Below are 11,930 nucleotides of genomic sequence, written 5' to 3'. Positions count from 1 at the left end.
TCACCCCTGCGCTCCGGCAGAGACTCGCCAGATGCCCGAGATATCGAGATTATCCGACGACATGGTCACGCTCTCCCCCCTGCGCCTGGATGACGTCGACGCCCACCTGGCCGGGGAAGACGACCAGCTGGTGCGCTGGCTCAACGGCGGACGGGGAACCCGCGCCACGGTAGAGGCGCACGTACGCCGGTGCATGGAGCAGTGGGCGGCCGGTGGGCCCGTGCATGCGTTCGGGGTGCGTACGGAGGGGGTCCTCGCGGGAACGATCGATGTGCAGTTCGACCAGCCGTATCTGGCCCCCGGGCAGGTCAATCTCGCCTACGGGCTCTACCCGGCCTGGCGCGGCCGTGGCATCGCCACCCGCGCTGTGGGGCTGGCCTGCCTGCACGCGGCAGCCGCTGAAGCGACCCACGCGATCATCAGGGTGGATCCGGAGAACACCGCCTCGGCGGCAGTGGCCGACAGATCAGGCTTCACCTATGTGAAACGGACCCGGGACGCGGACGACAACCGATTCGACTGGTACGTACGGCGCCTGACCGTCGGCTGACCGGTCGGCGTCCCACCCGATCAACCCGTGATAGAGCGCATTCTCCGACCTTCACCCATCGGGACCGGTGTTCGCGGCCGGGATCGCGCTGTTCGGCGTGGCAGGTATGAGGGTGGAGCGACAGGGAACGGAGCAGGTCAGAGGGGCTGCGGACGGCGAGGGGGCGTCGATGGCGGGCTGCCTGGTCACGGGAGCGACTGGTTACATCGGGGGGCGACTGGTCCCCGAGTTGCTCGCCGCCGGTCACGACGTCCGGTGCATGGTGCGGTCGGCGGCCAGGCTGCGCGACCTGCCCTGGGCCGGGCACACCGAGGTCGTCGAGGCGGACGCCACCGATCCGGAGCGAACGTTCCAGGCTCTTCAAGGAGTCGAGATCGCCTATTACCTGATCCATGCGATGGGCACGGCGGACCGGTTCGCCGACCGGGATCGTCTGGCCGCGCGCACGTTCGCGGCGGCCGCCGAGCGGGCGGGCGTGCGGCGGATCGTCTACCTCGGCGGGCTGACCGCCGGCGAGAGGCTCTCGCCGCACATGCGCTCGCGCGCCGAGGTGGGCGAGATCTTCCTGCGTGCGGGCGTACCCTCAGTGGTGCTGCGCGCCGCTGTGATCATCGGTTCGGGTTCCGCGTCGTTCGAGATGCTGCGGTATCTCACCGAGCGGCTGCCGATCATGACGACACCACGCTGGGTGCGCAGCCCGACGCAGCCCATCGCCGTACACGACGTGCTGCGCTACCTCGTGGCGTGGGCGGCCGTCCCCGGCACCGTGAACGGCGGCTTCGACATAGGCGGCCCCGACGTGCTGACCTACGCCGACATGATGCACGGCTACGCGTCCGTGGCCGGCCTGCCCGCGCGGGTGATCATTCCGGTGCCGGTGCTCACCCCCAAGCTGTCCAGCCTCTGGGTCGGCCTCGTCACCCCGGTACCTGCGGGCATCGCGCGACCGCTGGTCGAGTCGATGCGGAACGAGGCCGTCTGCCACGAACACGACATCGCCCGTTACGTGCCCGATCCGGAGGAAGGGCTGATCGGGTTCCGCCAGGCCGTCTCCCTGGCCCTCATGAGGATCAAGGAGGCCGACGTCGCCACCCGCTGGTCCTCGGCGTCCACTCCGGGTGCGCCAAGCGATCCACTGCCGACCGACCCCGGCTGGGCCGGCGGCAGCCTCTACATCGACCGCCGCAGCGGACCGGTGGCCGCGAGTCCCGAGGCCCTGTGGCGGGTCATCGAGTCCATCGGCGGCGAGAACGGCTGGTACTCCCTGCCTGTCGCGTGGCGCCTGCGAGGCCTGCTCGACCGGCTGGTCGGTGGGGTGGGGCTGCGACGCGGGCGGCGCGACCCCGGCCGGCTGCGCGTGGGCGACTCGGTCGACTTCTGGCGGGTGGAGGAACTGCTGCCGGGCCGGCTGCTGCGCCTGCGCGCCGAGATGCGGCTGCCCGGCCTTGCCTGGCTGGAGCTGGGCGTCACCGTGTCGCACGGCCGCACGTTCTACAACCAGCGGGCGATCTTCCATCCGCGCGGGCTGCTCGGCCACCTCTACTGGTGGGCGATCTCACCGTTCCACGGGCTGATCTTCGGGCGGATCCCGATCAACGTGGCCGCCGCGGCGGCACGCTCGGAGCGGTCCGGCTCCGGGCGCGGCAGGTAGCTCACCCCGGCTCCACCCGGCTCAGGGCTCTGCATTAGCGTGTCCCGACGGCGTACCGCCGGAAATCTGCTGGGAAAGAGGTCGATCGTGGACAGCCGAGGCGTGCTCGTAACCGGATCGTCGCGTGGGATCGGCCGCGAGATCGCCAAGATCTTCGCCGGCGACGGCGACCGGGTCGCGATCCACCACCGCGACTCCCCCCGTGAGGCGGAGGAGGTCAGATCGGTGCTCGACGGCGATGGTCACACCGTCGTCCAGGGAGACATAGCGGATCCGGAGGCCGTCGCCGCGTTCGTCTCGGCGGCGATCGACGCCCTCGACGGCATCGACGTGCTCGTGAACAACGCCGCCGTCTACCTCTTCCACGATCCGCTGACCGTGGACTACGCGTCCTGGCAGCGAATCTGGCGCCGGACCGTCGAGGTGGACCTGCTCGGCGCCGCGAACGTCTCCTGGTGCGTGGCCCGGCACATGGTGGAGCGCGGCCGCGGCGGACGCATCGTCAACGTCGCCTCCCGCGGCGCCTACCGGGGCGAGCCGCAGGCGCCGGGATACGCCGCCGCCAAGGCCGGCCTGACCGCGATGGGCCAGTCGCTGGCCATCGCGCTCGCCCCGCACCGCATCGCGGTCTCCTCGGTGGCGCCGGGCTTCGTCGAGACCGACATGGCGGCCTCCATCCTGACCGAGGAGAACCGGGCCGACGTCGAGGCGCAGAGCCCGTTCGGCCGGATCGCCCAGCCGCGGGAGGTCGCGGCGGCGGTGCGCTATCTCGCCTCGGCCGAGGCGGAATTCGTCAGCGGCACGGTGCTCGACCTCAACGGCGCCTCTTACTTGCGCTGAAACGCGGATCGGTGCTGAGGCGAGCACAGCCTGTCGTCACAGTAAGTGTCGCATCAACTACTTTCCGTACATGATGGAGGGCGTCCTACGGCGAGCCACGCGCTCGCACAGCGGAAACTTGCATCAAGGAGCAGTGTGAAGAGAATCCTCCTCGTACCCGCCCTGACCGCCGGAATCATCGCCCTCACCGCCAGTGCCGCCTACGCCTCGCAGTACATCGCCTACGAAGGCCGGGGCTTCACCGGCAGGTCCGTCGTCCTCGACGCGTGCGGGGTGTCCAACATCCCCTTTCACGGGTCCTACAAGTGGTACGGCGACGGCCAGTCCGGGCGCATGTACAACCAGCCCAACGCGCAGGGCGTGATGCATTTCGAGCTGCCCTCCAATCGCAACGCGGAGCAGCGGACGCCGGTCGGCTGGCAGAGCATCTTCATCGTGTGCTGATCCGAGCGACCACGGGGGGCGTCCGCCGAGCACCACTCGGCGGGCGCCCCCGCGGCGTCAGCGCTCCAGTCAGCGCTCCACGAGGATCCGCACGTCCCAGGGGCCGAGCGTCAGCTCCCCGTCGGCCTCGTGATCGCTCTCATCGAGTACGTCCCGCACCGCGACGGGCAGCCGGACCGCGACCGGATCCCACGACCAGTTGTGTACGAAGCGGACCTTGCGCCCGCCCCGTGAGGTGGCGCCCGTAGACGTCACGCTCGCGGCCCCGAACCGCCAGCCCGGCGGCTCGGCCGGGACGGCCCAGTCGAACAGGGCGCGGGCCAGGACGGTGTCCGGCACGGTCCCCACGTAGGTGATTCGCCCCTCGCCGTGGGCGCGGCTGGTGACGGCGGGCCACCGGCCGTAGTGCGGGTGCTCGTAGCGGGCGAGCACCTGCGCGCTCTCCCCCCGCACCCCGTCCGCCCGGCGCGCGGTCTCCACCCGCACCCCGTCCGCCCAGCGCGTGGCCGCCGCGCCGGGCGGGAGCGCCAGCGGCGAGCCCTCGGGCGCGTGGACCGGAAGGTCGGCGTCCAGATTGGCGAACTCCTCGTACGAGATGCCGGCGGGCTCCGCGAGACGGCCCGGCATCACGTCCGTACGGGCCCGCGCCTCCAGATCGCCGTAGCCGGTGCGCGGTCCGAGCACCAGGTGACCGCCGGCGGCGGCGTAGGCGGCGAGCCAGTCGAGCGTGGCGTCGTCGGCGATGTAGAGCGCGGGGACGACCAGGACGGGATGCCGACCGGCGGCGTCCGCCGCCTCCTGCTCGGTGAGCTGCCCGGTGTGCATGATCCGCACCTGCAGTCCCGCGTCGAAGGCGCCTCGGTAGAACGGGTCGAAGATGCCCTCGTACGAGCGCCGGTCCGCCCCGCCCTGGCCGTCGGCGAGCGGCGGGTAGAACTCCAGCGCCCACTTGCTCGGCGCGGAGTAGAGCATCGTGACGTCGGCGTCCGGCGTGAGCCCCGCGATCAGCTCCCCGGCGGTCCTGAGCTCGGCTCCGATGCGCGCGATCTCCTGGTAGACGCGCCCCGGCCGGCCGCTGTGCGGCAGGATGCCGCCCCAGTACGTCTCGGCGCCGAAGTGCAGCGTGTGCCAGTGCCAGTACTCGATCATGCCGGCCCCGCGCGACACCAGGGCGTAGGCCGCCTGGCGCCACTGCCCGTCGTAGGCGGGGCGGTTCATCCAGGGGGCGCCGATCGACTGCGCGTTGGTCTCGGTGACGAGGAAGGGCTCCTGGCGGGAGGAGTACATCCGGTCGGCGCTGTGGTAGAGCGCCCAGGTCCCGCTGGTCGTCCAGCCCTGTGGGCCCGCGCCAGTGCCGGGCAGGGCCAGGCCGTCCTGCATCGCGTAGTACGGGTTGCCGGCGGTGACGTCCAGGTGGCGGGTCAGCCGGTCGTCGGCCAGGGCTGGCCGGTTGTAGGAGATGCGGGCGGCGGGGGCCGCGACCTGTATCGCGCATGGGTCACGTCCAGGAGCCGTTGACTACGTGGTCAGGAGCCTCCGGTAACTCCGCTCCCACGTCAACGGCTTGTTACCGGAACGTTGCCACCCCAGCGCTCAGCGTGTGTCGCTGTCTTCAAGGCCACGCGATCACGCCGAGACGTCGAGGTCCTGGGCGCGGTGCAACCCCATGGCCCGGTTCACGCGCCCGGTCAACCGCGCGACCGTGGTGCGGGGCATCACGCGGGAGAGCCAGGTCGCCGGCCTGTTGATCGCCCGCCCGGGGTAGGAGTTGACGGCGCCCTTGGCGAAGGTGTCGAGGGTCTTGACCGCGACATCCTCCGGCGCGTCGGTGAACGCCGGGTTCATGGTGGCGGAGGTGCCGTCGAAGAACCCGGTGGCGGTGGCTCCGGGGTGGGCCGCCATGACCCGCACTCCGGTGCCGCGCAGCTCCTCGGCCAGCGCCTCGGTGAACGACAGCACGAACGCTTTCGTCGCCGCATAACTGGCCTGATACGGCATCGGCTGGAAGGCGGCCGTGGAAGCCACGTTGATGATTCCGCCGTGCCCCCTCGCCGCCATGCGGTTGCCGAGCGCGTGGGTCAGGCTCATCAGGGCGGTGACGTTCAGTTCGACGGAGTCGACGTTGCGCCGCAGCGAGGAGCTCAGAAACGGGCCGATGGCGCCCGCGCCCGCGTTGTTGACCAGAAGATCGATGGTGCGGCCCCGTCGGTCGAGTTCCGCGATCAGACGCGCCACTCCGTCGGGATCGGCGAGATCGGCCACTTCGGCCGTTACGTCGACCTGGTGCTCGTTCTGGATCTCGTCGGCGACCCGGCGCAGCGCGTCGCCGGAGCGGGCCACGAGCACGAGATCGGCCCCTCGTCGGGCGAGTTCACGCGCGTACGCCATGCCGAGACCCTTCGAGGCGCCGGTGACGAGCGCGGTGATGCCTGCGTACCTGTACATGGGCGTATCGCTTCCTCAGCATGTTCGTGCTCGGCGTCGCTATTTACTTCGAACCTCAAAGCAAGGAACAAGGTAACAGCTTCGAGCCTCGAAGCAAACTGCGAGCCTCAGGGCACGGCGGACCAGCCGCCCGAGCTGGTGGTGCTGGCCGCCCGGCTGTTCTGCGACGTGCCCAACCTCGGCTTCCTCGGCATTCAGCTGGATGGGCTAGGTGAAGGCCGGTCTCCAGGTCTCGGCCAGGGTGAGGAAGGCCGAGTTCTCCTCCGGCAGCCCTATGGTGACGCGGACGCCTTCTCCGGAGACGGCGCGGACGATGACGCCGTTGGCGAGGCAATGGTCGGCGAAGGCCGTGCTGTCCTGGCCGAGCGGCAGCCACACGAAGTTCGCCTGGGAGGCGGGCAGGTCATAGCCGAGGGCCCGGAGCTCACGAGTGACGCGCTCGCGCTCCTCGACCGTGCGGGCGACCCGCCTGGCGACCTCCTCGTGCTCCTGGAGCGCGGCGATCGCCGCCTCTTGGGCGAGAGCGCTGACGCTGAACGGGGTCTGCGTCTTGCGTACTTGCGCGATGATCTCGGGCGCCCCGACGCAATAGCCGATCCGCAGCCCCGCCAGCCCGTATGCCTTGGAGAAGGTTCTGAGGACGACGACGTTCGGCCGGTCGCCGAAGAGCGCGAGCGCGTCCGGTACGACGGACGGATCCGCATATTCGTGGTATGCCTCGTCGACGACGATCAGCACGTGCTCGGGCACCCGGTCGATGAAGGCGCGCAGGGCGCTCTCGCCGACGGGCGTCGAGGTCGGGTTGTTGGGGTTGCAGACGAAGACCAGCCCGGTCCGTTCGGTGATGGCCGCCGCCATGGCCTGAAGGTCCTGGACGTGGTCGCGCAGCGGCACCGGTACGGCCGTTCCGCCCGCCACCGCGGTCAGGATGGGGTACGCCTCGAACGACCGCCAGCCGAAGACGACCTCGCTGTCCGGCGCCGACACCGTGTGCAGCAGTTGTCCGCAGACTTCGGAGGAGCCCGCTCCCACGGCGACGCGATCGGTGGTCACGCCGTGATGGTCGGCGAGCGCCTGGAGCAGGCGGCCGGCGCCCATGTCCGGATAACGGGACAGGCCGCCGGTCAGCCTGGCGAGCTGGGCGGCGACGCTCGGCAGCAGACCGTACGGACATTCGTTGCTGGCCAGGACGACGGCTCCTGGCACTTTGCGTCCCGGCACGTAGGACTGGAGTCCGATCAGGGACGGGCGTACATGAACCACGTGGGTCTCACTTCCTTTCGGATGCCGGTCGCTAGACGTGGGCGAGGAGGATCGCGGGGTTCTCCACGCAGTCGGCCACGTAGCGCAGGAAGCCGCCGGCGGCGCCGCCGTCGCAGACTCGGTGGTCGAAGGTCAGTGACAGCTGGGTGACCTTGCGGGGTACGACCGCGCCGTCGGTCACCCAGGGGCGGTCGATGATGCGGCCGACGCCGAGGAGCGCGGCCTCGGGATGGTTGATGATCGGGGTGGATCCGTCCACGCCGAAGACCCCGTAGTTGTTGAGTGTGAACGTACCCCCGGTCAGCGCCGTGGGAGGCAGTCCGCCCGAGCGGGCGAGGCCGGTGAGGCGGGTCAGCTCCGCGGCGAGTTCCGCGGTCGTCATCAGGTGCGCGTCCCGGACCACCGGCACGACGAGACCGCGATCGGTCTGCGCGGCGAAGCCGAGGTTGATGTGACCGTGCCGGACGATCTCGGCGCGGGCGGTGTCGACCGAGGAGTTCAGCTCAGGGAAGCGTCGCAGACCGGCCACACAGATGCGGGCCAGGAGCGCGAGCAGGCCGATGCCGAGCTCCGGGCGGTCCTGTCGCAGCGCGTCCTTCACCGCGAGCAGGCCGGTGGCGTCGACGTCCACCCAGGTAGTGGCGTCGGGAATCTCGGTGCGGCTGCGGGTCAGCTTCTCGGCCACCACCCGGCGCAGCCCGCGCAGGGGAATGCGCTCCGCCGTCAACGCCGTCCCGGCCGAGCCGAGCGCAGACGCGGGCGGCGCCACGGGGGTTTCGGGTGCCTTGCCGAGGTCGGCGATGGCCTGCTCGACGTCGCGGCGCAGGATCACTCCGCGAGGTCCGGTGGGGGTGATGGCGGTGAGATCCAGTCCGTGCTCGCGGGCGATCCGGCGGACGAGCGGAGAGACCACGCGTGGCGCCTGCCCCGGCGCGCGCTCCGGTGCGTGCCCCGGCGCAAGCTCGGGTTCGGCCACAAGCCGGGAGCCGCCCCGGCGCCGCCGCGTGCCGGACGTGCGGCCGGTGCCGTACCCGATCAGGACGTTGCCGGAGCCGGCCTGTTCCTCCTCGCGGTAGCGGGCCGCCGCGGGATCCGTGTCCTGGTCGACGGTGGCCGTGCCCTGGTCGACGACCGCAGGGCCGACCTCGATGAGTGGTTCGCCGACCGTCAGGACGGTGCCCGCCTGCGCGTGGAGCCGCAGGACGGTCCCGGCGAAGGGGACCGGCACCTCCACGGCCGCCTTGGCGGTCTCGACCTCCACCACGATCTCGTCGATCTCGACCCTGTCGCCCACGGCGACCTTCCATACGACGATCTCGGCTTCCGTCAGCCCCTCGCCGAGGTCGGGCAGGCGGAACACCTGCCGCGCGGCAGTGGTCGTCATGACGCCTCCCGGGCCAGGTGCAGGAGATCGGGCTCGTCGCCGAACTGGAGCCGGTCGACCGTGTCGAGGATCCGGTCGACGTCGGGCAGATGCGCGTGCTCGAGTATGGGCGGCGGGTACGGGATGTCGAATCCCGAGACACGCAGCACGGGGGCGGCCAGGGAGTGGAAGCAGCGCTCCTGTACGCGGGCCGCGATCTCCGCGCCCACCCCGGCGAACCCCTGGGCTTCCTGGACCACCACGCAGCGGCCGGTCTTGCGTACCGAGGCCACGACGGTCTCGTCGTCGAACGGGACGATCGTCCGCAGGTCCACCACCTCCAGGGAGATGCCGTCCTGGGCAGCGGCTTCGGCGGCCTGGAGAGCCACGGGCACGCTCGGCCCATAGGCGACCAGGGTCGCGTCGCGTCCCTCGCGCCGTACCACCGCCTGCCCGAACCCTCCGGCCCGCCGGTCGGCGGGCGTGATCTCGCCCTTGGACCAGTACAGGCGCTTGGGCTCCATGAAGATCACCGGGTCGGGGTCGGCGATGGCGTCGCGCAGCAACCAGTACGCGTCGTCCGGGGTCGCGGGGGTCACGACCTTCAGCCCGGGAGTGTGGGCGTAGTAGGCCTCGCTGGAGTCGCAGTGGTGCTCGACACCGCCGATGCCGCCCGCGTACGGAATCCGGATCACCATCGGCAGCGACAGCCGCCCGCGCGTGCGGTTGCGGAGTTTGGCCACGTGTGAGGCGATCTGTTCGAAGGCCGGGTAGGCGAAGGCGTCGAACTGCATCTCGACCGCCGGGCGGAAGCCACCCATGGCCATGCCCACGGCCAGGCCCACGATCCCCGCTTCGGCCAGCGGGGTGTCGAAGCACCGATCCTCGCCGAACTCCTTGGTCAGCCCGTCGGTGACGCGGAAGACGCCGCCCAGCGGGCCCACGTCCTCGCCGAAGACGAGAACCCGCTCGTCTTCGCGCAGCGCGTCCCGCAGCGCGGTGTTCAGCGCCTGCGCCATCGTCATCGTGGTCATGTCATTCCTCCGGGGCGGTCAGCTCGGCCGCCAGCAGCGCCCGCTGCTCGCGCAGCTGGGGGGTGGGCTCGGCGAAGACGTGGTCGAACAGCTCGAACGGGTTCGTCTCCGGGTCGGCGTTCATCTCGTCGCGCAGGCGGGCGGCGTACTCCTCGGCCGCCGAGTGCGCGGCGGCGACGGCCTCGGCGTCCAGGAGGCCCCGGCCGCGCAGATAGGTCTCCAGGCGGGCGAGAGGATCGGCCGACTCCCACCGCTCGACCTCTTCCGTCTGCCGGTACCGGGTGGCGTCGTCGGCGTTGGTGTGGGCGTCCATGCGGTAGGTGTGCGCCTCCACCAGGAAGGGGCCGCCGCCGGTCCGCGCCCGCCGTACGGCCTCGGTCAGGACGGACAGCACCGCGACGAGGTCGTTGCCGTCCACCTGCTCGGACGGGATGCCGTAGCCGATCCCCTTGTACGCGAGCGCGGGGGCGGCGGTCTGCCTGGCCAGGGGTACGGAGATCGCGTACTTGTTGTTCTGCACGAAGAACACGACCGGGGCGTGGAGGACCGCGGCGTAGTTGAGCGCCTCGTGGAAGTCGCCCTCGCTGGTGCCGCCGTCGCCGATGAAGGCCATGACGACGCTGTCCTCGCCTTTGCGGCGCAGGGCCTCGGCCATGCCGACCGCGTGGATGGTCTGGGTGGCCAGCGGCGTGCACTGCGGCGCGACCCGCGTGGCGGCGGGGTCGTACCCGCAGTGCCAGCCGCCCCGCAGCAGGGTGAGCACCTCGACGGGGTCCATACCGCGGGAGACCAGGGCCACGCAGTCCCGGTAGGTGGGGAACAGCCAGTCGTCCTCGCGCAGCGCGAGCACGCCGGCGATCTGGCAGGCCTCCTGCCCGCGGCTGGACGGGTAGACGGCCAGGCGGCCCTGCTTGGTCAGCGCGGTGGCCTGACGGTCGAAGCGGCGGCCCAGGACCATCCGGCGGTACGCCTCCAGCAACTGCTCATCGGCTGGCGCCGGGTAACCGGCGGGCGCTCGCACGGCCGTACCGTCCTCGGCGATGAAGCGCACCGGCTCGGGTGAGGGGAGAAGGCCGTCGACCGCTTGACGGCGCGTCCGCACGGACATCGCGACGCTCACTTTCTCTGGACGTTTGACAAGGAAAGCGTCGACCTCCAGAACCATCTGTTCAAGACATCGGGCATGATGAGCGACAAATGGGTTCAATGGGGACGCGGGGAGGGCCAAATGTCAGCCGACGAGGGCGTTGAGGGGGGCTGGCCGGGACATTCGGCCAGCAAACTGGACGGGGTGGACCGCGCGATCATCGCCGAGCTGCTGCGCGACGGCCGGATGTCGATGCGGACGCTCGCCGAGCGCGTCCACATCTCCCGCGCCAACGCCTACGCCCGCCTCACGCGACTGATGGACGACGGGGTGATCACCGGCTTCACGGCCGAACTCGCCCCGCACAAGGCCGGTCTGGGCACCAGCGCGTACGTCTCGGTCACCATCGAGCAGAACTCCTGGCGCACGGTGTCGGCCAGGCTCCGGAGCATCCCGTACGTCGAGCACTTCGCGATGGTCGGCGGCGACTACGACGTCCTGGTCCTGGTCAGGACGCCGGACAACGCGGCGCTCAGGCAGGTGGTGCTGGAACGCATCCAGGACGTCCCCGGCGTCCGGGCCACCCGCACCTGGCTGGTGTTCGACGAGGCCCGTGGCCGGGGCACGGACTGGGGGGCACGGGAAAGCTAGCGCACGTCCCGGGAGGACTTGTACTCCTCCAGGAGCGCGTCGAGGCTGCGCACCATGAAGGTGTAGTACTCGTGCATCTCCCGCAGGCGTGCCCCCTGCCGCTCGGGCAGGTCGGCGGCGCGGCGCCGCGCGCTCTCGGCCAGGGTCAGCAACTCGGTCGTCTGCTCCAGCTGGTGCTGCAGGCAGCCGCTCCAGGCGTCGTCGCGCCATTCGTAGACGTACTGCCGGGAACCCGGCTGCTTGAAGCGCCGCACGGTTCCGCTGACCATCAGCAGGCGCGTCGTCTCCGACACCGAGCCCTTGCTCGCGTCCAGGGCGTCCTGCAGCTCCGTCATCGTCATGGGCGCCTCCCTGAGCATGAGGACGCCCGCGGCCCGTCCGGCCATCGGCGGCCAGCCCATCGCCCGGCCGATGTGCAGCCCGAAGTCGTCGATCAGGGGATTCACAGCATCGTCGCCGACGGGGCTGGACACCACCGGACTCCCATCGCTCAGAAAAAAATGAACTTTCACTATTGACTGAACTTTCTGCCGGAGGGCAGTCTACCGGCTAACAGCGGTTCGGGCATGTCTGGAGCCGCGCTGCCTGAATGCAGGAGGTTC

At 70.7% G+C, this 11,930-nt stretch carries 12 protein-coding genes; 5 read left to right on the top strand and 7 right to left on the bottom strand.

The window, feature by feature from the left end; genetic code table 11:
• Positions 1-31 precede the first annotated feature (31 nt).
• The 4 genes from AB0L53_RS50565 (at position 32) to AB0L53_RS50550 (ending at position 3,485) form a co-directional block, all read left to right on the top strand.
• Positions 32-550, top strand: a complete 519-nt coding sequence (locus AB0L53_RS50565; RefSeq protein ID WP_364011407.1) for a GNAT family protein — start codon at positions 32-34, stop codon at positions 548-550.
• Between the two features lie 169 nt (positions 551-719).
• The gene (locus AB0L53_RS50560; protein WP_364011560.1) at positions 720-2,201 is read left to right on the top strand and encodes an SDR family oxidoreductase; all 1,482 of its coding nucleotides are present in this window, start codon (positions 720-722) and stop codon (positions 2,199-2,201) included.
• Positions 2,202-2,288: 87 nt separating this feature from the next.
• Positions 2,289-3,041, top strand: a complete 753-nt coding sequence (locus AB0L53_RS50555) for an SDR family oxidoreductase (RefSeq protein ID WP_364011404.1) — start codon at positions 2,289-2,291, stop codon at positions 3,039-3,041.
• A gap of 135 nt (positions 3,042-3,176) precedes the next feature.
• Entirely contained in the window at positions 3,177-3,485 is a 309-nt protein-coding gene (locus tag AB0L53_RS50550; RefSeq protein WP_225291077.1) for a MiAMP1 family antimicrobial peptide, read from the top strand.
• A gap of 69 nt (positions 3,486-3,554) precedes the next feature.
• Here the strand turns inward: AB0L53_RS50550 and AB0L53_RS50545 are convergent, their stop codons facing one another.
• The 6 genes from AB0L53_RS50545 to pdhA all read right to left on the bottom strand — a co-directional run bounded on the left by AB0L53_RS50545 (position 3,555) and on the right by pdhA (position 10,698).
• Positions 3,555-4,865: a beta-galactosidase trimerization domain-containing protein gene (locus AB0L53_RS50545; protein ID WP_364011400.1), complete on the bottom strand. Its 1,311-nt coding sequence runs from the start codon at positions 4,863-4,865 to the stop codon at positions 3,555-3,557.
• A gap of 246 nt (positions 4,866-5,111) precedes the next feature.
• On the bottom strand, positions 5,112-5,930 hold the full coding sequence (locus tag AB0L53_RS50540) for an SDR family oxidoreductase (protein ID WP_364011397.1): 819 nt from the start codon (positions 5,928-5,930) through the stop codon (positions 5,112-5,114).
• A 207-nt stretch (positions 5,931-6,137) separates the two neighbouring features.
• Entirely contained in the window at positions 6,138-7,193 is a 1,056-nt protein-coding gene (gene hisC, locus AB0L53_RS50535; RefSeq protein WP_364011394.1) for a histidinol-phosphate transaminase, read from the bottom strand.
• Positions 7,194-7,224: 31 nt separating this feature from the next.
• Positions 7,225-8,577: a dihydrolipoamide acetyltransferase family protein gene (locus AB0L53_RS50530; protein WP_364011391.1), complete on the bottom strand. Its 1,353-nt coding sequence runs from the start codon at positions 8,575-8,577 to the stop codon at positions 7,225-7,227.
• The gene (locus AB0L53_RS50525; protein WP_364011388.1) at positions 8,574-9,590 is read right to left on the bottom strand and encodes an alpha-ketoacid dehydrogenase subunit beta; all 1,017 of its coding nucleotides are present in this window, start codon (positions 9,588-9,590) and stop codon (positions 8,574-8,576) included. Before AB0L53_RS50525 ends, AB0L53_RS50530 begins: the two co-directional genes overlap by 4 nt.
• A gap of 1 nt (position 9,591) precedes the next feature.
• Entirely contained in the window at positions 9,592-10,698 is a 1,107-nt protein-coding gene (gene pdhA, locus AB0L53_RS50520) for a pyruvate dehydrogenase (acetyl-transferring) E1 component subunit alpha (RefSeq protein ID WP_364011385.1), read from the bottom strand.
• Positions 10,699-10,818: 120 nt separating this feature from the next.
• Between pdhA and AB0L53_RS50515 the strand changes: the two genes are divergently transcribed.
• Positions 10,819-11,328: an Lrp/AsnC family transcriptional regulator gene (locus AB0L53_RS50515; protein ID WP_357952087.1), complete on the top strand. Its 510-nt coding sequence runs from the start codon at positions 10,819-10,821 to the stop codon at positions 11,326-11,328.
• On the opposite strand, the gene AB0L53_RS50510 is transcribed toward AB0L53_RS50515, so the two are convergent.
• Positions 11,325-11,801 carry a hypothetical protein gene (locus AB0L53_RS50510; RefSeq protein ID WP_364011382.1) on the bottom strand — a complete coding sequence of 159 codons (477 nt, stop codon included), beginning with the start codon at positions 11,799-11,801 and terminating at the stop codon, positions 11,325-11,327. The two genes, AB0L53_RS50515 and AB0L53_RS50510, sit on opposite strands and share 4 nt — an antisense overlap.
• Positions 11,802-11,930: the final 129 nt, after the last annotated feature.

Origin of the sequence: Nonomuraea sp. NPDC052129 (assembly GCF_040680095.1) — a bacterium.
Classification (GTDB): Bacteria; Actinomycetota; Actinomycetes; order Streptosporangiales; family Streptosporangiaceae; genus Nonomuraea.
The sequence above is the reverse complement of the archived record's forward strand: the minus strand, read 5'-3'. Positions and strand labels throughout refer to the sequence as shown.